At 51.4% G+C, this 19,945-nt stretch carries 18 protein-coding genes and 2 pseudogenes; 13 read left to right on the top strand and 7 right to left on the bottom strand.

What is annotated here, in order from left to right; genetic code table 11:
• Nucleotides 1-44: 44 nt before the first annotated feature.
• The 7 genes from pcoA to pcoE all read left to right on the top strand — a co-directional run bounded on the left by pcoA (nt 45) and on the right by pcoE (nt 6,894).
• Nucleotides 45-1,862, top strand: a complete 1,818-nt coding sequence (gene pcoA / locus C3F35_RS24415) for a multicopper oxidase PcoA (RefSeq protein WP_000925242.1) — start codon at nt 45-47, stop codon at nt 1,860-1,862.
• Between the two features lie 5 nt (nt 1,863-1,867).
• Complete coding sequence (gene pcoB / locus C3F35_RS24410; RefSeq protein WP_001378118.1) at nt 1,868-2,758, top strand: copper resistance outer membrane transporter PcoB; 891 nt, start codon at nt 1,868-1,870, stop codon at nt 2,756-2,758.
• A gap of 39 nt (nt 2,759-2,797) precedes the next feature.
• Nucleotides 2,798-3,178, top strand: coding sequence for a copper resistance system metallochaperone PcoC (gene pcoC / locus C3F35_RS24405; protein ID WP_000025662.1), 381 nt, complete (start codon nt 2,798-2,800; stop codon nt 3,176-3,178).
• Nucleotides 3,179-3,233: 55 nt separating this feature from the next.
• Entirely contained in the window at nt 3,234-4,112 is an 879-nt protein-coding gene (gene pcoD / locus C3F35_RS24400; RefSeq protein WP_229692861.1) for a copper resistance inner membrane protein PcoD, read from the top strand.
• Between the two features lie 54 nt (nt 4,113-4,166).
• The gene (gene pcoR / locus C3F35_RS24395; protein WP_001188930.1) at nt 4,167-4,847 is read left to right on the top strand and encodes a copper response regulator transcription factor PcoR; all 681 of its coding nucleotides are present in this window, start codon (nt 4,167-4,169) and stop codon (nt 4,845-4,847) included.
• Nucleotides 4,844-6,244, top strand: coding sequence for a copper resistance membrane spanning protein PcoS (pcoS, locus tag C3F35_RS24390; RefSeq protein ID WP_103793561.1), 1,401 nt, complete (start codon nt 4,844-4,846; stop codon nt 6,242-6,244). Before pcoR ends, pcoS begins: the two co-directional genes overlap by 4 nt.
• A gap of 215 nt (nt 6,245-6,459) precedes the next feature.
• Nucleotides 6,460-6,894: a copper resistance system metallochaperone PcoE gene (gene pcoE, locus C3F35_RS24385; protein ID WP_004388336.1), complete on the top strand. Its 435-nt coding sequence runs from the start codon at nt 6,460-6,462 to the stop codon at nt 6,892-6,894.
• Between the two features lie 630 nt (nt 6,895-7,524).
• Here pcoE and arsC read toward each other — a convergent pair.
• The 3 genes from arsC to C3F35_RS24370 are packed head-to-tail and all read right to left on the bottom strand — an operon-like array spanning nt 7,525 to nt 9,617.
• Nucleotides 7,525-7,950 (bottom strand): glutaredoxin-dependent arsenate reductase, encoded by a 426-nt coding sequence (gene arsC / locus C3F35_RS24380; protein ID WP_103793560.1) that lies wholly within the window; start codon nt 7,948-7,950, stop codon nt 7,525-7,527.
• 12 nt (nt 7,951-7,962) lie between these two features.
• The gene (locus C3F35_RS24375; RefSeq protein ID WP_047368891.1) at nt 7,963-9,252 is read right to left on the bottom strand and encodes an arsenic transporter; all 1,290 of its coding nucleotides are present in this window, start codon (nt 9,250-9,252) and stop codon (nt 7,963-7,965) included.
• 44 nt (nt 9,253-9,296) lie between these two features.
• Nucleotides 9,297-9,617, bottom strand: a complete 321-nt coding sequence (locus tag C3F35_RS24370; RefSeq protein WP_004206577.1) for a transcriptional regulator — start codon at nt 9,615-9,617, stop codon at nt 9,297-9,299.
• A gap of 85 nt (nt 9,618-9,702) precedes the next feature.
• Here C3F35_RS24370 and arsH point away from each other — a divergent pair, with 85 nt between their 5' ends.
• Complete coding sequence (gene arsH, locus C3F35_RS24365) at nt 9,703-10,401, top strand: arsenical resistance protein ArsH (protein ID WP_016151343.1); 699 nt, start codon at nt 9,703-9,705, stop codon at nt 10,399-10,401.
• 128 nt (nt 10,402-10,529) lie between these two features.
• Here arsH and C3F35_RS24360 read toward each other — a convergent pair whose 3' ends face one another.
• The 3 genes from C3F35_RS24360 to C3F35_RS24350 form a co-directional block, all read right to left on the bottom strand.
• Nucleotides 10,530-10,835, bottom strand: a complete 306-nt coding sequence (locus C3F35_RS24360) for a PadR family transcriptional regulator (RefSeq protein ID WP_094484737.1) — start codon at nt 10,833-10,835, stop codon at nt 10,530-10,532.
• A 10-nt stretch (nt 10,836-10,845) separates the two neighbouring features.
• Nucleotides 10,846-12,051 carry a chromate efflux transporter gene (gene chrA, locus C3F35_RS24355; protein WP_004206572.1) on the bottom strand — a complete coding sequence of 402 codons (1,206 nt, stop codon included), beginning with the start codon at nt 12,049-12,051 and terminating at the stop codon, nt 10,846-10,848.
• Between the two features lie 175 nt (nt 12,052-12,226).
• Nucleotides 12,227-12,805, bottom strand: coding sequence for a recombinase family protein (locus C3F35_RS24350; protein ID WP_103181196.1), 579 nt, complete (start codon nt 12,803-12,805; stop codon nt 12,227-12,229).
• Nucleotides 12,806-12,964: 159 nt separating this feature from the next.
• On the opposite strand from C3F35_RS24350, the pseudogene C3F35_RS24345 reads away from it, so the two are divergent.
• Nucleotides 12,965-13,417 (top strand): annotated as a pseudogene (locus C3F35_RS24345) (DUF4158 domain-containing protein); the annotation flags it as partial.
• A gap of 90 nt (nt 13,418-13,507) precedes the next feature.
• Here the strand turns inward: C3F35_RS24345 and cadR are convergent.
• Nucleotides 13,508-13,915 carry a Cd(II)/Pb(II)-responsive transcriptional regulator gene (gene cadR, locus C3F35_RS24340; protein ID WP_004364961.1) on the bottom strand — a complete coding sequence of 136 codons (408 nt, stop codon included), beginning with the start codon at nt 13,913-13,915 and terminating at the stop codon, nt 13,508-13,510.
• A 95-nt stretch (nt 13,916-14,010) separates the two neighbouring features.
• Between cadR and C3F35_RS24335 the strand changes: the two genes are divergently transcribed.
• The 4 genes and pseudogenes from C3F35_RS24335 to C3F35_RS24315 form a co-directional block, all read left to right on the top strand.
• Nucleotides 14,011-14,907: a cation transporter gene (locus C3F35_RS24335; RefSeq protein ID WP_004574643.1), complete on the top strand. Its 897-nt coding sequence runs from the start codon at nt 14,011-14,013 to the stop codon at nt 14,905-14,907.
• Between the two features lie 3 nt (nt 14,908-14,910).
• Complete coding sequence (lspA, locus tag C3F35_RS24330) at nt 14,911-15,423, top strand: signal peptidase II (RefSeq protein ID WP_004863699.1); 513 nt, start codon at nt 14,911-14,913, stop codon at nt 15,421-15,423.
• A gap of 21 nt (nt 15,424-15,444) precedes the next feature.
• Entirely contained in the window at nt 15,445-16,734 is a 1,290-nt protein-coding gene (locus C3F35_RS24325) for an ISL3-like element ISPpu12 family transposase (protein WP_004574636.1), read from the top strand.
• Nucleotides 16,735-16,785: 51 nt separating this feature from the next.
• Nucleotides 16,786-19,329 (top strand): annotated as a pseudogene (locus tag C3F35_RS24315) (Tn3 family transposase); the annotation flags it as partial.
• Nucleotides 19,330-19,945 lie beyond the last annotated feature (616 nt).

The raw sequence follows: 19,945 nt of genomic DNA, 5'->3' as shown, positions 1-19,945 counted from the left end.
TCTCGAATTCTGTCAGTAACCATACTTTAAATAAGGGAATGCGCATGCTGTTGAAAACGTCTCGACGAACTTTCCTGAAGGGGTTAACCCTCTCTGGCGTAGCCGGAAGTCTTGGCGTATGGAGTTTCAATGCGCGTTCCAGTCTGAGCCTGCCAGTTGCCGCATCCCTGCAGGGTACTCAGTTTGACCTGACCATTGGTGAAACGGCCGTCAATATCACGGGCAGTGAGCGTCAGGCCAAAACAATCAATGGAGGCCTGCCGGGGCCCGTTCTTCGCTGGAAAGAAGGTGACACCATTACCCTGAAGGTCAAAAACCGTCTTAATGAACAGACGTCCATTCACTGGCACGGCATTATTCTTCCGGCCAATATGGATGGTGTTCCGGGGCTGAGTTTTATGGGCATAGAGCCTGATGATACCTACGTTTACACCTTTAAGGTTAAGCAGAACGGGACTTACTGGTACCACAGCCATTCCGGTCTGCAGGAACAGGAGGGGGTATACGGTGCCATTATCATCGATGCCAGGGAGCCAGAACCGTTTGCTTACGATCGTGAGCATGTGGTCATGTTGTCTGACTGGACCGATGAAAATCCTCACAGCCTGCTGAAAAAATTAAAAAAACAGTCGGATTACTACAATTTCAATAAACCAACCGTTGGCTCTTTTTTCCGCGACGTGAATACCAGGGGGCTGTCAGCCACCATTGCCGATCGGAAAATGTGGGCTGAAATGAAAATGAATCCGACTGACCTCGCGGATGTCAGTGGCTACACCTACACCTATCTCATGAACGGGCAGGCCCCGCTGAAAAACTGGACCGGACTGTTCCGTCCCGGTGAAAAGATACGCTTACGGTTTATCAACGGCTCGGCAATGACCTATTTCGATATCCGTATCCCCGGGCTGAAAATGACGGTCGTGGCTGCAGATGGCCAGTATGTAAACCCGGTTACCGTTGACGAATTCAGGATTGCCGTTGCCGAAACCTATGATGTCATTGTGGAGCCTCAGGGTGAGGCCTATACCATCTTCGCACAATCCATGGACAGGACCGGTTACGCTCGAGGGACACTGGCCACGAGAGAGGGGTTAAGTGCTGCCGTTCCCCCCCTCGATCCCCGTCCTCTGTTGACCATGGAAGATATGGGTATGGGGGGAATGGGACATGATATGGCAGGAATGGACCACAGCCAGATGGGAGGCATGGATAACAGCGGAGAGATGATGTCTATGGACGGTGCTGACCTTCCGGATAGCGGGACATCCTCCGCGCCCATGGATCACAGCAGCATGGCCGGTATGGATCATTCCCGGATGGCCGGAATGCCGGGTATGCAAAGTCATCCTGCGTCAGAAACGGATAACCCACTGGTTGATATGCAGGCGATGAGCGTCTCTCCGAAATTAAATGATCCGGGTATTGGTCTTCGAAATAACGGAAGAAAGGTTCTCACGTACGCGGATTTGAAAAGCCGCTTTGAGGATCCTGACGGACGTGAACCTGGCCGTACCATAGAACTGCATTTAACCGGCCACATGGAAAAGTTTGCCTGGTCATTTAACGGAATCAAGTTTTCAGATGCCGCACCGGTGCTGCTGAAATACGGTGAGCGGCTCAGGATCACGCTGATCAACGATACCATGATGACTCACCCCATTCACCTGCATGGTATGTGGAGCGATCTGGAAGATGAAAACGGTAATTTCATGGTTCGTAAACACACAATAGATGTTCCCCCTGGTACAAAACGCAGTTACAGAGTGACAGCAGATGCGCTTGGCCGCTGGGCGTATCACTGCCATTTGCTCTATCACATGGAAATGGGAATGTTTCGTGAAGTCCGGGTGGAGGAATGATGCGAATGAAGAGAAATTTGAAGGCCATACCTGTTCTGGTCGCCGGTTTGTTTACCTCACAGCTTTCTATTGCGGCGGGCTCCGTCTCTGCAGATCCCCACGCCGGGCACGACATGTCTGCCATGCAGATGCCAGCAGATGAGAATTTCACTGAGATGACGTCAATGGAGCCCATTGTAACTGAGAGCAGAACGCCAATTCCGCCTGTTACCGATGCCGACCGGAAGGCTGCATTCGGCAATTTACAGGGGCATGCGATTCACGACAGTGCGATTAATTATCTGGTTCTGCTGGATCAACTGGAATGGCAACGGTCGGATAACACCAACAATTTCAGCTGGAGTGTTAACAGCTGGATTGGAGGCGACACAGATCGGATTTGGCTAAAGAGTGAAGGTGAACGAAGCAATGGGGAAACGGAGGCGGCTGAAGCGCAGTTACTCTGGGGACATGCGGTTGGCCCATGGTGGGATTTGGTTGCGGGTGTCAGGCAGGATTTCAGACCTGCTTCTGCCCGGACCTGGGCTGCTGTCGGTTTTCAGGGGCTGGCACTCTATAATTTTGAGTCTGAAATTACGGGTTTTGTCAGTAATGGCGGAAAAGCAGCCCTTCGTCTGGGAGGAGAATACGACGTTTTACTGACTAACCGGCTCATACTCCAGCCATCCTATGAGGTGAATTTCTACAGTCAGGATGATGAATCGCGGGGTCGCGGCAGGGGACTGACTGACACAGAGCTGGGGCTCCGGCTGCGCTATGAAATACGCCGTGAGTTTGCACCCTATATAGGCGTTTCCTGGAATCAACTTTACGGGAAAACATCCGATATGGCGAAAAGAGAAGGTGAGAAAGACCATCAGGTAGTATTCCTGGCGGGAGCCAGAATCTGGTTTTAACGCACTGATATAAAACACTCAACTAAACAGGTAAATAAAATGTCGATTTTAAATAAAGCCATTCTTACAGGTGGCCTCGTTATGGGCGTTGCTTTCTCTGCTATGGCCCATCCGGAATTAAAAAGCTCTGTGCCACAGGCTGATTCAGCCGTAGCGGCCCCGGAAAAGATTCAGCTTAATTTCTCGGAAAATCTGACCGTGAAATTCTCAGGTGCAAAATTAACGATGACGGGTATGAAAGGCATGTCATCACATTCTCCGATGCCGGTCGCGGCAAAAGTGGCGCCAGGCGCTGACCCTAAATCGATGGTCATTATTCCGCGAGAGCCTTTACCCGCTGGCACTTATCGTGTTGACTGGCGCGCGGTTTCTTCAGATACGCACCCTATTACCGGTAATTACACCTTTACAGTGAAGTAATATTATGAACGACCTGATTATGATTGTTATTCGTTTTCTTCTTTATCTGGATTTGATGGTAATATTTGGATTGCCATTTTTTCAGATATATGGAATAAGCGGTGTCAGACATGAAACCTATAACCTGACTAATTTCAGGTCGTTTATAACCTTTGCTGTTGTTACAGGCATCATTCTTACTGGCATTAATATGCTCCTGGTATCTAATGCCATGAGTGGAGTAACTGACCTCAGAGAATTATCCATCCATGTTATCGAGATGGTGATAGAAGAAACTGATGTGGGTATTAGCTGGATTGTCAGGCTCTGTGCCCTGTTTACCACACTCGGTGCTTTGTTCCTTTACACTAATAAGAGAGTATTGTCCTGCCTGCTGATGACGATGAGTGGGGGCGTGGCGCTGGCTACACTTGCCTGGGGAGGACACGCCGTTATGCATGACGGTCTGCATTACTATCTCCATTTACTGAGCGATCTGACCCATCTCGGCGCTGCAGGTGCCTGGACAGGTGCTCTGGTTGCATTTGCTATCCTGCTGATGCGCAGAAACGAGCATAATGCACAGAGCGTCATTGTGATATCTGACTCCCTGGCAAAATTTGCCACGGCAGGAACGGTGATTGTTGTAGCCCTGATCCTGAGTGCGCTGGTCAACTATCTGTATATTGCTGAGGGTAACTTAACTCCCTTATTCAACAGTTCCTGGGGGAGGATATTGCTTGCCAAGACGGCTCTGTTTGTTCTGATGCTTCTTCTGGCTGCAGCAAACCGGTTTCACCTGGGTCCCCGGCTTGAAGTTATGGTCAGGGAAGGGAATTATGATCGCAGCGTTGCCCTGATGCGAAACAGCATCCTGACAGAATTCGTTGTTGCGATTATCATTCTGGGCGCCGTAGCGTGGCTCGGAATGCTTGCTCCGTCTCAGGTCAGCTAGGGGACAGCCAAAGCTCATGCGTGAGATTTTTACTTTCATATCAGCGAGTTGACCATGCAGCGTATTTTAATCGTTGAAGACGAACAAAAAACAGGTCGTTACCTGCAGCAGGGACTGGTTGAGGAAGGCTATCAGGCCGATCTCTTTAATAATGGCCGCGATGGTCTCGGGGCCGCGTCGAAGGGACAGTATGATTTGATAATACTGGACGTGATGCTGCCTTTCCTCGACGGGTGGCAAATCATCAGCGCACTGAGGGAGTCCGGGCACGAAGAACCGGTCCTGTTTTTAACCGCAAAGGACAACGTGCGGGACAAAGTGAAAGGACTGGAGCTTGGCGCAGATGACTACCTGATTAAGCCCTTTGATTTTACGGAGCTGGTTGCACGTGTAAGAACCCTGCTGCGCCGGGCACGCTCGCAGGCCGCAACAGTCTGCACCATCGCCGATATGACCGTTGATATGGTGCGCCGGACCGTGATCCGTTCGGGGAAGAAGATCCATCTCACCGGTAAAGAATACGTTCTGCTTGAGTTGCTGCTGCAACGCACCGGAGAAGTGTTACCCAGGAGTCTTATCTCGTCCCTGGTCTGGAACATGAATTTTGACAGTGATACGAATGTGATTGATGTCGCCGTGAGACGTCTGAGAAGTAAAATTGATGATGACTTTGAGCCAAAACTGATCCATACCGTTCGCGGTGCCGGATATGTCCTGGAGATCAGAGAAGAGTGAGGTTCAAAATTTCCCTGACCACACGCCTGAGCCTGATTTTTTCTGCGGTGATGCTTACGGTATGGTGGTTATCAAGTTTTATCCTGATTAGCACCCTTAATGGCTATTTCGATAATCAGGACCGCGATTTTCTGACAGGTAAACTTCAGCTCACCGAAGAGTTTCTTAAAACAGAGACGTTCCGGAACAAAACGGATATTAAGTCATTATCAGAAAAAATAAACGATGCGATGGTAGGGCACAATGGTTTATTCATTTCTATAAAAAACATGGAAAATGAAAAAATTGTTGAACTCTATGCCAAAAATTCTGTTGTTCCAGCGGTCCTGCTTAATAAGTCGGGTGATATTCTCGACTATATGATCCAGACGGAAGAAAATAACACCGTGTACCGCAGTATCTCGCGGCGGGTTGCCATGACGCCGGAACAGGGTAAAAGCAAACATGTCATCATTACGGTTGCCACGGATACTGGGTATCACACCCTGTTTATGGACAAACTCAGTACCTGGCTGTTCTGGTTCAATATCGGTCTGGTCTTTATTTCTGTTTTTCTGGGCTGGCTGACCACACGTATTGGTCTGAAACCGTTACGGGAAATGACCAGTCTGGCTTCCTCCATGACTGTACACAGCCTGGATCAGCGTCTAAATCCCGATCTGGCTCCGCCGGAAATCTCTGAGACCATGCAGGAGTTCAATAATATGTTTGATCGCCTGGAGGGGGCATTCCGGAAACTGTCAGATTTCTCGTCTGACATCGCGCATGAGCTGCGCACACCAGTCAGTAATCTGATGATGCAGACGCAGTTTGCACTGGCTAAGGAAAGGGATGTTTCGCAATACCGCGAAATTTTATTCGCTAACCTGGAAGAACTGAAAAGGTTGTCACGAATGACCAGTGACATGCTTTTTCTGGCACGTTCAGAGCATGGTCTGCTGCGGCTGGATAAACATGATGTGGATCTGGCAGCCGAACTGAATGAATTACGTGAGTTGTTCGAGCCCCTGGCAGACGAAACAGGAAAGACAATCACGGTTGAAGGAGAGGGCGTTGTTGCCGGAGACAGCGATATGCTCCGACGTGCTTTCAGTAACCTGCTTTCCAATGCAATCAAGTATTCTCCCGATAACACCTGTACAGCGATACACCTTGAGCGTGACAGTGACTGTGTGAACGTGATGATTACGAATACGATGTCCGGCCAGGTTCCCGCTAATCTGGAACGTTTGTTTGACCGGTTCTATCGCGCAGACTCATCAAGGTTCTACAACACGGAAGGCGCGGGGCTGGGATTATCAATTACAAGGTCGATCATTCATGCTCACGGCGGCGAGCTGTCAGCAGAACAGCAGGGGCGGGAAATTGTGTTCAGTGTGCGTCTGTTAATGGATTAATACCGTTATTCAGGAGAAACCCGGAAGGTGACAAAAATGTCATCGTTCAGTCACGCGATAAACAGAGGCGGTTTTTTATAATCAGCCATAAATCAGGACAGCGTGATAATTCAATCGCCCGGTTCCTGGCGTGATGATCAACCAGCCCTGAGATCAAATGCTTTCTCTGTTATAAGCATTGATTGTTCGGGTATGAAAACACCGGAGACCCAACCATGAAAAAGATCCTTGTATCCTTTATTGCCATGATGGCTGTCGCTTCATCTGCCTGGGCTGCAGAGACAATGAACATGCATGACCAGGTAAATAATGCCCAGGCGCCTGCCCATCAGATGCAATCATCCGCTGAAAAAAGTGCAGTTCAGGGGGAGAGCATGAAAATGATGGATATGAGCGGTCACGATCAGGCCGCAATGTCCCATGAAATGATGCAAAACGGCAATTCTGCTGCCCATCAGGACATGGCTGAAATGCATAAAAAAATGATGAAATCCAAGCCAGCAGCTTCTAACGAAACAGCAAAATCATTTTCCGAAATGAACGAGCATGAGAAAGCCGCTGTTGTGCATGAGAAGGCGAATAATGGTCAATCTTCCGTTATTCATCAGCAGCAGGCGGAAAAGCATCGCAGCCAGATCACCCAGAATTAACCCGCAGCTCCACTTGTCAGACCCTCATTTGACGCCGAAGTCACTGGCTTACGCTCCCGTCCGGGAGCGTTTTTTTCCCATATATCAAACTTTAACTCTGAAGAGGTGGAAGTATCTGACCAACACTGTCACGTAACGCCAGATAACTACAAAAACACCTTTTTCCTCCTGTAAATTGCAGTTCCTGCCCGCCAGGATAATTATCCCGAACTCTGTCAATGAACAATCAAGGGCAATACAAGGGGGATGCAATACACCCCTGTTTTTCGGGAAATAAGCGAGGATTGACCATTTCTTGTTAATCCCTGAAATGTTCCTTGTTCTTTATGCGGTTAGATGCGGATATTGAATTTACTGAGATCCCGCGTAATGGCATACCCAAAGCACTCCTCAAAACGAAACGCAGCCTGCCACGACGAATGTTGACGCAAAACATCATCACAGTGAGTAGGTATAGTTCGTGTTCGATATTGGCTTTAGTGAACTGCTATTGATATTCATGGGGTCCGCTTGGAAAACGGAAAATATCCTACGTTAAGCCTGTTTCTTTAGCTGGCATTACAAAAAGCGAGCGTCTGCATGGTACAGACAGACACCCGAATACGATAAAAATGAGACGAAAAAAACAGGTTACTTAACCCGCTTCCCCGTTTCGTCAATGACCTTTTCGCCGTCCTCTTTGGTAAACGCTCCTTTCTGACCTTCAGGTAGAATATCCAGCACTATTTCTGAAGGGCGGCAAAGACGAGTGCCAAGCGGCGTAACGACTACCGGCCGATTAATCAGGATCGGATGTTGAAGCATAAAATCAATCAACTGCTCATCACTGAATTTCTCTTCATCAAGGCCCAGGTGTTCATAAGGCTCAACATTCTTACGCAGCAATGCACGCACCGTAATTCCCATATCTGAAATAAGTTTAATCAGATCATCACGGGTCGGTGGCGTATCGAGATAATAAATAATGGTCGGTTCGTTACCGCTGTTACGGATCATCTCCAGCGTGTTGCGTGAAGTGCCGCAGGCCGGGTTGTGATAGATGGTAATGTTGCTCATATCTTTATCTCATTACAAAGTGATGGAAAGCCGCAACGCCAGCGCGGCCAGAGTGACAAACAGCACGGGCAGAGTCATGATAATGCCGGTGCGGAAGTAATAACCCCAGGTGATCGTTATATTTTTCCGGGCAAGCACATGCAGCCAAAGCAGGGTTGCCAGACTGCCAATCGGGGTGATTTTCGGGCCTAAATCGCAGCCAATCACGTTGGCATAAATCATTGCCTCTTTGACGACGCCAGTCGCCGTACTCCCGTCAATCGACAGCGCGCCAATCAGCACCGTCGGCATATTGTTCATCACCGACGACAGGAACGCGGTCAGGAAGCCGGTGCCGAACGTTGCTGCCCATAACCCCTTTTCTGCCAGCAGGTTCAGTACACCAGACAGATACTCCGTGAGCCCGGCATTGCGCAGGCCATAGACCACCAGGTACATGCCCAGCGAAAAAATCACGATCTGCCATGGCGCACTGCGCAGGACTTTCCCTGTGTTGATGCCATGACCTCTTTTCGCCACGATAAACAGTACTGCTGCGCCAGCAGCTGCTATCGCGCTGACAGGGATCCCCAGCGGCTCCAGAACGAAGAAACCGACAAGCAGCAATAACAGGACAATCCAGCCCGCCCTGAACGTTGCCGCATCCTTTATCACACTGGCAGGCGTCTTCAGCAGCGAAACGTCATACGTTGCCGGAATATCCCTGCGGAAGAAGAGATGCAGCATGATCAGCGTGGCCGCAATCGCTGCCGCATCCACGGGGATCATAACGGAGGCGTACTGCGTAAAGCCCAGATCGAAGAAGTCCGCCGAGACGATATTCACCAGGTTAGAAACAATGAGTGGCAGGCTGGCCGTATCTGCAATAAATCCTGCAGCCATGACAAAGGCCAGTGTCGTGCCCTGGCTGAACCCCAGTGCGAGCAGCATCGCAATCACAATCGGCGTCAGGATCAGCGCGGCGCCATCATTGGCGAACAAAGCAGCAACAGCGGCACCGAGCAAGACTATCCAGGTGAACAGCAGGCGGCCACGTCCGTTACCCCAGCGGGAGACGTGCAGTGCGGCCCACTCAAAGAAGCCGGACTCATCGAGCAGCAGGCTGATGATGATGACCGCAATAAATGCCGCTGTCGCGTTCCAGACGATATTCCAGACAACGGGAATATCAGCGATATGGATGACACCGGTTCCCAGCGCCAGCACAGCCCCGATACTCGCGCTCCAGCCAATACTCAGGCCTCTGGGTTGCCAGATCACCAGTACCAGCGTCAGTAAAAATATACTCCCTGCCAAAAGCATCTCAGACCCCATCATATATGATTTTGTAAATATGTTTTCCTGCCTCAGCAGGAGGTGCAGGCTGATTTGTCCAGCCATTCACGTACATCCTCGCGCAGACACTGCCAGGTCGTCGTGATTGTCTCTGCTGCCCACGCCGGAATATGGGGTGACAGACGATAGTGGATCCATTTGCCTTCCCGACGGTCAAGAACCAGATCAGCCTCGCGAAGGATAGCCATATGTCGCGAAATTTTGGGCTGCGATTCGGAGGTGGCAACGCAGATATCGCAGACGCACAATTCTCCGGACTCCCGGAGAAGCATGACGATGGCTAGCCGTGTTTCATCCGACAGGATTTTGAAAAGCTGAACAGGTTGTAGCATTTTTCACTCCGTTCCCTTTAGAATACACATATGTTAGATCATATATATTAACTTTAAAATCACCTGTTCTCTCCGGAGGAGAAAAATGGAACAATTTCCAGCCCTGAATACTGACTGTTTTGATCAACATATTGCCGAACGTCTGCACCTGCAGGAGCCCCCACGGATTCTGATCCTGTATGGCTCAGTAAGGGAGCGCTCCTACAGTCGCTTTGCCGCGGAGGAAGCAGGTCGCCTGCTGACGGCGATGGGCGCGGAGGTGAAATTCTTTAACCCCTCCGGTTTACCCCTGCCGGATGATGCCCCGGATACGCACCCTAAAGTCTCCGAGCTGCGCGGGCTGGTCAGATGGTGTGACGGGATGGTGTGGAGCTCGCCGGAACGGCACGGGGCTATGAGCGCGGTGATGAAGGCGCAGATCGACTGGATACCGTTGAGTGAAGGCGCGGTTCGTCCTTCGCAGGGCAAGACACTTGCAGTGATGCAGGTTTGCGGCGGTTCGCAGTCCTTCAATGCCGTGAACCAGATGCGCATTCTGGGCCGCTGGATGCGGATGTTCACAATTCCCAACCAGTCCTCGGTGGCGAAAGCCTGGCAGGAATTTGATGAGAACGGAAGGATGAAGCCGTCCTCATGGTACGACCGTATCGTAGATGTCGCAGAGGAGTTGTTTAAAATTACGTTGCTGCTCAGGGGACAAACCAGCTACCTTGCAGATCGCTACAGCGAACGAAAAGAGAGTCATCAGGAACTTTCGTACCGCGTCAATCAGGAAAAAATATAACGCCTTCTGATCGTATAAATACACACCATGAGCGTTTTCACAAAGTCTCCTTCTGCCAGGCAGCGGATAATCTTACATGTGTCTGTCGTTTTCAGAAGACGGCAGACCGGACTAAAACCATAGGCATATCATTTGCCTTCAACAAGTTCACCGAACAGCTCTTTCACCCTGTTTCTGGCGTCCGTTAGCGCTATGTGCCCTTGTCCGGTGATTTCATATACTCGCCGGATTCGTCGACCGGCCTGAACATGTCGTGAAGTGAGATACCCCTTCTTTTCCATACCGTGCAGCATCGGATACAGGGTACCCGGGCTGAGTTGATAACCGTGGTGTCGCAATTCCTCAATGATGCCCAGACCAAAGACGGGTTCTTTGGCTGCATGATGCAGGATGTGCAAACGGATCATCCCGCCGTAAAGATCTTTGTCGGTCACGCCCGGAACCTCACAGTGCTAAACTCAACAACCAACCCGCAACACCGCAACTCACTACGACCAGCCACGGCGGCAGTTTCCAGAACATCAGAGCGACCAGTGCCACAAGGGCAAGGCCGAAATCTTGCGGAGCGAGAACTGCGCTCGTCCATACTGGTTGATAGAGAGCTGCCAGCAGAAGGCCAACTACGGCTGCATTAATACCCTGCAACGCTGCTTGTGTACGGATATTGCGGCGCAGACTTTCCCAGAACGGCAATGCTCCCACAATCAGAAGGAAGGACGGTGCGAAAATTGCCAGCAGACAAACCAGACCACCCAGCCAGCCAGAAGGCACCTGGTTCATCGAAGCCCCGAGAAAGGCTGCAAAAGTGAACAACGGTCCAGGAACGGCCTGGGCAGCGCCGTAGCCAGCCAGGAATGTATCAGTGCTGACCCAGCCAGAAGGAACGACTTCAGTCTGCAGTAATGGCAGCACGACATGCCCGCCACCAAAAACCAGTGATCCGGTCCGGTAGAAAGTTTCTACCATTAACAGCGTCGGATTTGGGAATATCGCCGTCAGCAATGGTAACCCTGTCAGTAGCACAAAGAACAGCGTGAGCCAGAACAATCCGACGCGACGCCGTATTGAAACGGGCAGCGGATCATGTACCGTCGTCTGCTGAGGTTTGAACAGTAACATGCCAGTGACAGCCGCAGTGACGATTACTCCCACCTGTCCCCAGGCCGATGGCACAAGAAGCACAAAGCAGGTTGCCACTGCCATGACAGTAATACGCGGTATATCCGGGCAAAGATTTCGGGCCATGCCCCATACAGCTTGCGCGACCACCGCAACGGCTACCACTTTCAGCCCATGCAATACACCAGAGGGCATCACATCCCCGTAACTGGTCATCCCCAGCGCAAACAGGATCAGTGCAACTGCTGACGGTAGCGTGAAGCCGGCCCATGCTGCCAGCGCCCCGGTATAACCGGCCCGGGACAGCCCGAGCGCTATACCAACCTGACTGCTTGCTGGTCCCGGAAGGAACTGGCACAGAGCGACCAAATCTGCATAGCTGCGCTCGGTCAACCACTGCCGTCGCGTCACAAACTCATCGCGGAAGTAACCCAGATGGGCAATTGGGCCGCCGAAGGATGTCAGGCCAAGTCGGAAGAAAATCAGAAAGACAGCCCAGGGGCTGTGATCATTCCTGGCAGTATCGTTCATGGTCAGATCCTGATTGCTGGTTTTATTGGCTATTATAATCGAATTTCGTTATCGAAATTCGATTATAATAGCCACTGCTCCCTGTGGATAGAATGATGTTTCATGCTTTCCAGATGTTTACTTCAAGAACAGTTTCAACTGCCTGGCCAGTTATGGGCTTTATTCACATTCAGTATTATTGCTGTCCTGCTTTTACCCGGAGTATGGTTTGCCGGGTGGTATTAAATTCTCTGGCAACCGCACTGATACTGGCCCCGGAATTAAGGCGCTCTGACACTATTTTTTTTTGCTCCTCGCTCAAGATGGGCGGACGACCGAAGCGTTTCCCGGCTGATCTTGCCCGAGAAATCCCTGAATGTGTGCGTTCAATCAGCAGATCCCTCTCAAACTCAGCCACAGCTGAAATCACCTGCATCGTCATTCTCCCGGCAGCGCTGGTCAAATCAACACCTCCGAGCGCCAGGCAGTGAACACGAATATCTGACGAAGCCAGTTGCTCAACAGTTTTTCTGATATCCATGGCATTACGCCCAAGACGATCCAGCTTGGTGACTATCAGCACATCACCATTTTCCATGCGATCAAACAGCCGGATAAATCCGGGACGTTCGCTGGCAGCAACCGAACCACTTATATGTTCCTCAATCAGTCGCTGGGGTCTGATGGCAAAACCCGCCGCTTCAATTTCCCTTCGCTGATTCTCGGTGGTTTGCTCAAGAGTCGAAACCCGGCAGTAAGCAAAAACTCGTGACATAGGAAACTTTCCGTACGAAATGGATGTCCGAATTATAACGTATGTACGAAACAAATTTCGCTGACTTTCGGACATATTGTTTGCGAGGCGTACGAAACCGACCGGTTTCGGTCAGTGTAAAGCGATAACCAAAACGAACTATATGCAGAGGAAGCATTTATGCCACGGAGACAAATACTCAGCAGTGAAGAAAAAGAGCGCTTGCTGGTTGTGCCGGATGATGACGTTCTTCTGGCGCGCATGTGTTTTTTGAGTGAACATGACCTCGCTCTTATTAATAAACGCCGCAGACCTGCAAATCGCCTGGGCTTTGCTGTTTTACTCTGTTATTTGCGAGGGTCGGGGTTTCCTCCCGACAAAAATATTTCCCCTCACGACGGGGTTGTTTCCCGGCTTGCGGCTCATTTGAAACTTCAGCCTGATTTGTGGGCCGAGTATGCATCAAGAGAGGTCACCCGCTGGGAGCATCTGGCTGAACTATACCGCTATCTGGAATTATCCCCTTTCAACCGGGCGCTGCAAAAAACCTGCATTCGCCACCTTTATCCCCACGCTATGCGGACAGACAAAGGTTTTTTGCTTGCGGAAGAAATGCTCTCCTGGCTTCACAATAAGGGGTAAGCGGATTAAATGGTTGATCTTACCTTTGCATGAGAGTGAGACAGACCGGCATCTCATCGGATTATCTGGTTGATGCTTCACCTACTGCTGGTGCATGTTTCCTTCGCTAATTCCAGCAAGAACCCCACACGCCTCAACTTCCCGGTCATCGTTGCAACTCGCTCTCAGTGAAACGAGTTGTTTCTCAAGCGCTTGCAGAGCGGTTATCTGCGACCGCACATGAGAGATGTGATCATCGAGCAAGGCGTTGACGGCGGTACAAGGCTGATGAGGGTCGTCCTGATAGCTCTGTAGTTCGTGAATCTCAGCCAGTGACAGGCCCAGGATTCTGCAGCGACGGATGAAGGCCAGCCCCTCACCATGCTTCTCGGTATAGACACGGTAACCGTTGTCCTGCCGATCAGGCGGCGGCAACAAGCCCTGCTGTTCATAGAAGCGGATCGTCTGTGTTTCGACCCCTACCAACTGCGCCAACTGACCAATGCGCATCAGCCTCCTCCCCAACGGATTCTTTACTCTATTGACCTTATAGTAGCTTTATAGTTTTAAATGGTACCACAACATTGTTCAAGTGGAGTCGTATCATGAGCAAATCCTGTGGTGGCGCCTGTGGCGGTGATGCAACGTCCGCAGCGGATACCGATATACAGGCCTCCTCCGAGGCGCCAGGGAGATGGGTCAGTGTTTATGCCGTGCCGAAGATGGACTGTCCATCAGAAGAACGAATGATTCGCCTAGCCCTGAACGGCTTTGAGGAGATTCGGGCGCTGTCCTTCGACTTGTCGAACCGCCGGCTGAAGGTCGTGCATGACGGCGAGGTCGAGCCCGTCACCTCGAAACTGAAGACCTTGGGGCTAGGCGCCTCGCTTCAGGAAACCGTCGCTGCAAATCCGGAGACCATCAAGGCCGCCGAGTTTTCGGCAGCTTCTGCTAAGCAAGAATCCGGGACCCTGCGCTGGTTGCTCGGCATCAATGCACTTCTGTTCGTGGTGGAAATGACTGCCGGTCTGATCGCCCAGTCCACCGGCCTGATTGGAGAATCCCTGGACAATTTTGCCGATGCGGCGGTGTACGGGCTTGCCCTTTATGCGGTTGGACATAGCGTGAAAATGCAGGTACGTGCCGCGCATCTTGCTGGTGTACTGCAACTGATCTTGGCTGTGGGCGTGCTCGTAGAGGTGGTGAGACGCTTTGTATTCGGTAGTGAGCCTGAATCGCTGGTGATGATGGCTATCGCATTCGTCGCATTGATTGCCAATACCAGTTGTCTGCTGCTCATATCCAAACATCGGGAAGGCGGGGCGCACATGAAGGCAAGCTGGATATTCTCGGCCAACGACGTGGTGATCAACCTGGGGGTCATCACCGCCGGCGCCCTGGTCGCGTGGACCGGTTCCAATTATCCGGATCTGATTATCGGCACCATCGCGGGGGGCATTGTACTTAACGGTGCCAGACGCATTTTGGCGTTGAAGGGTTAAATAATGCTCATTATTGGCAAAAAGCTCTCGCCGTATGCCCTATTGTCCATATCGGGCCTGCTGGCAGCGTCTGATCAGGCTGTAAAGTGGCTGGTGCAGCAATCAATGGCCTATGGCGAGTATGTTTCGGTGACCCCGTTCTTTAACTGGGTGCACCTATGGAACACCGGTGCCGCATTCAGTCTTTTTGCGAATGGTGGAGGCTGGCAGCGCTACTTTTTTATCGGAATCGCGGTAGTGGTCTCGATTTTTCTGATCAAGCTGATCCTTGAAAATCGTCATAAAGGAGAAGCCATCGCTTACAGTCTTATCCTCGGTGGCGCCATGGGCAACCTGATTGACCGGGTCTTTCGCGGCTATGTTGTGGATTCCTTTGATTTCTATTGGCGAGACTGGCATTGGCCGGCCTTCAACCTGGCTGATATTGCAATTGTCCTCGGTGCCTTACTTTTCGTTTCCAGCAGCTTGTTGGGTAAAAAAGCAAACACCAATGCCGAGCCGGATGGATCTGACTGACACCTACGCCTATACAACACCATGACCGAACTTCCCGACAACATCCTTCACCTGCCGCAATACCAAGTACTGGGCTGCAAATCAACCGACGACGAAATGCACTTCCAGGTGGACGTGCCCGATCCCATCGCCTGCGAGGAATGCGGCGTGCAGGGTGAGTTCGTACGGTTCGGCAAGCGTGACGTTCCCTATCGTGATCTGCCCATCCACGGCAAGCGGGTCACTCTCTGGGTGGTCCGCCGCCGATACACCTGCCGGGCCTGCAAGACAACATTCAGGCCCCAGCTACCGGAGATGGTGGACGGATTCCGTATGACACTGCGGCTGCATGAGTACGTGGAGAAGGAATCCTTCAACCACCCCTACACCTTTGTGGCGGCACAGACCGGCCTGGACGAGAAGACGGTGCGCGACATCTTCAACGCCCGCGCCGAGTTCCTGGGGCGCTGGCACCGCTTCGAGACGCCCCGCATCCTGGGCATTGACGAGCTATACCTGAACAAGCGCTACCGCTGCATTCTGACCAACATTGAGGAGCGAACCCTGCTCGACCTGCTGGCCACCCGCCGCCAGGACGTGGTGACCAACTACCTGATGAAGCTGAAAGACCGGCAGAAGGTCGAGATCGTCAGCATGGACATGTGGAACCCCTACCGGGCAGCGGTCAAGGCTGTGCTGCCCCAGGCCCGTATCGTGGTCGATAAGTTCCATGTGGTGCGCATGGCCAACGATGCCCTAGAGAGAGTGCGCAAGGGCCTCAGAAAGGAGCTGAAACCGTCCCAGAGCCGGACTCTCAAGGGAGACCGGAAAATCCTGCTGAAACGCGCTCACGAAGTCTCAGACCGGGAGCGCCTCATCATGGAGACCTGGACAGGCGCGTTCCCGCAACTGCTGGCCGCCTACGAGCACAAGGAGCGCTTCTACGGCATCTGGGACGCCACCACACGGCTCCAGGCAGAAGCCGCCCTGGACGAGTGGATAGCCACCATCCCGAAGGGCCAAAAGGAAGTCTGGAGCGATCTGGTCAGGGCAGTGGGAAACTGGCGCGAAGAGACCATGACCTACTTCGAGACGGACATGCCCGTCACCAACGCTTACACGGAGTCCATCAACCGACTGGCCAAGGACAAGAACCGTGAAGGGCGCGGTTACTCCTTCGAGGTGATGCGGGCACGAATGCTCTACACCACGAAGCACAAGAAGAAGGCACCGACTGCGAAGGTCTCTCCTTTCTACAAGAAAACCATCGGTTACGGACTGCCGGACTTCGCAGAGGAACTCAACTACGGAGTCGATCTATCAACCATCTGAGGGTGGTATCAGATTGATGGGGTGAAGGTGCCCCATCAACCATTAAATCCGTATACCCACAATAAGAATGTCATTTTCCCCTCAGTTGATGTCATTGAGCGGACCCTGGCTGAAGCAGCAACGCTTGCAGACAGGGCGGTTTTTTCTGCGCTTACCGCGCAGCTTGAACCAGGGCACAAAGCGGCACTGGACCGTCTGCTGAGATCTGAGGGTGAGCAACCCTCACGGCTGGCCTGGCTGCTCCAGCCTCCGGGAAAAATTAATGGCAAAAATGTCCTGCAACATATCGACCGGTTAAATGCGATTGAGGCGCTGGCACTGCCTGACGGTATTGCGCTTTCCGTTCACCAGAACCGGCTCCTGAAACTGGCACGCGAAGGCAGGAAAATGAGTAGCCGGGACCTGGCAAAATTCACGGATGTTCGCCGTTATGCCTCGCTGGTTTGTGTTATATCGGAAGCCAGGGCCACCCTGACTGACGAAGTTATTGATCTGCACGAGCGTATTCTGGGCAGTCTGTTCAGCAGGGCAAAACGCACGCAAGCCGAACGGCTTCAGCAAACGGGAAAGCTGATTCAGAGTAAGCTGAAGCAATACGTTACCATCGGGCAGGCATTGCTTAACGCCAGAGAGTCTGGTGAAGATCCCTGGGCCGCAATAGAAGACGTCCTTCCCTGGCAGGAATTTATCAACAGCGTGGAAGAGACGCGCTTCCTGTCACGTAAGGACAACTTTGACCCGTTGCATCTGATCACAGAAAAATACAGTACGCTGCGTAAATACGCCCCCCGGATGCTGTCTGCGTTGCAGTTCAGGGCTGCACCCGCCGCATTGCAGCTCAGTGACGCGCTGGACACCGTCAGAGAGATGTATCGAAAACAACTCCGAAAAGTACCGCCTTCCGCGCCAACCGGGTTCATCCCGCAAAGCTGGAGAAAGGCTGTGATCACTCCCACCGGCATTGATCGAAAATATTACGAATTTTGCGTGCTGAATGAGCTGAAGGGAGCCTTACGTTCTGGTGACATCTGGGTAAAGGGATCACGCCGCTACCGGAATTTCGATGATTATCTGATCCCGTCTGACGATTTTGAAAAATCACTCCGTGATAATCAGCTATCCCTTGCCATTCCGACCGATTGCCATGAGTACATCAAGAACCGTATGACACTTCTGGCATCGCGCCTGGAGGAAGTGAATGCGATGGCGCTGGTCGGTGATTTACCTGATGTTGATATATCGGATAAAGGCGTGAAAATAACCCCGCTGGATAATAGTGTCCCTTCAGCAGCATCCCCTTTTGCCGATTTGGTTTATGGCATGCTGCCTCACCCTAAAATTACTGAAATTCTGGATGAAGTGGACGGCTGGACCGGTTTTACCCGCCATTTCACGCATCTTAAAAATAAACACGTCAGACCAAAAGACAGAAAGTTGTTACTGACCACCATCCTGGCCGATGGCATCAATCTGGGGCTGACGAAAATGGCCGAATCCTGTCCGGGAGTGACAAAATCGTCACTGGAGGGCATTCAGGCCTGGTACATCAGGGATGAAACATATTCAGCCGCGCTGGCTGAGCTGGTTAATACTCAGAAACAGCGGCATCTGGCTGCATTTTGGGGCGATGGTACAACGTCTTCGTCTGACGGGCAGAACTTTCGGGTGGGGAGTCACGGGCGTTATGCGGGTCAGGTCAATCTGAAATACGGGCAGGAACCAGGCGTGCAGATTTACACGCATATCTCGGATCAATACAGCCCATTTTACACCAAAGTGATCAGTCGCGTGCGCGACTCCACCCACGTACTTGACGGTCTGCTATACCACGAAAGTGATCTGGAAATTACAGAGCATTACACTGATACCGCTGGTTTTACGGAGCATGTTTTCGCGCTGATGCATCTGCTCGGATTCGCTTTTGCCCCAAGGATCCGGGATCTTCACGACAAGCGGCTTTTTATTAAGGGAAAGGCTGAGCGTTATCCGGGACTTCAATCTGTGATAGCCACAACACCACTGAATCTTAAAGACATTGAGACGCACTGGAATGAGGTACTTCGCCTCGCAAGCTCGATAAAACAGGGGACTGTTACCGCATCGCTCATGATGAAAAAACTGGCCAGTTATCCTAAACAAAATGGCCTTGCAAAGGCATTGAGGGAAATCGGACGCATCGAACGGGCACTGTTTATGCTGGACTGGTTTCGCGATCCATCACTGCGCCGACGCGTACAGGCTGGGCTGAATAAAGGTGAGGCCCGCAATGCGCTTGCACGAGCGGTCTTTATGCACCGGTTGGGTGAGATCAGAGATCGGGGGCTGGAGAATCAGAGCTACCGGGCCAGTGGTCTGACATTGCTGACTGCGGCGATCTCCCTGTGGAATACGGTATATATAGAAAGAGCCATAGATTCCCTGAGACGAAAAGGGATCCCAATTAATGAGCAACTGATTTCTCATTTGTCCCCTCTGGGATGGGAGCACATCAATCTGAGTGGGGATTACGTCTGGCGGACAAACCTTAAGCTGGGGCAGGGTAAATACAGTTCATTACGCTCAGTGGATAGTGGTCTGTACAAAAAACAGGCTTAGCGTAGGATATTTTCCGTTTTCCAAGCGGACCCCTATCTCTACGTTGCCGGTTTCATGTCTGGCGTGAGAAGCTTGCATAGCAAGCTTCTCTGATCCGCGTCCTCATTTATAGACTGCTGCCTATAAAACTGCGCTAGTGTTTTTCGTCATAGTAACAAACGAATTAATACAACCAGATTCGCACTTCCTTTACGTTTTTTAGCTCAATGAAGCCCACCGCGAGCACTTCCAATGGTCAATAAAAATTGGTCACTCCTTGAGGCTTTTTCGTAAAATAGCTCTGATTGCTTCGGCGGCAACCTGTTCGACGTCTGATTCGGACGCACAGAATGAAATGCCGAGCCGGATTTTCTTACCCAGCACGAAAAAATTGTCAGCAAAGAAGTACTATGTGGCCTGGGAACATAAGACATGTGCTGTACATCAACAACTTATCATTCATCATGTCAGAGCAGTCGGCAGTCGTGATCAGATGCTTGGTGCAAGTGGTGATTTATAACAGCCAAATTGTCGTCTCGGATATTACCTACGCTGAGATGCGCTTTAGGACAGGCCTCAGTATGTCAGGATCAGCTCGCGTGCTTCGATGCCGTCATTTACAAAAATCACCCTTATA

This window comes from Leclercia sp. LSNIH3 (genome assembly GCF_002935105.1).
Classification (GTDB): domain Bacteria; phylum Pseudomonadota; class Gammaproteobacteria; order Enterobacterales; family Enterobacteriaceae; genus Enterobacter; species Enterobacter adecarboxylatus.
Note: the sequence above shows the minus strand (reverse complement) of the source record. Positions and strands in the feature narration are given on the sequence as shown.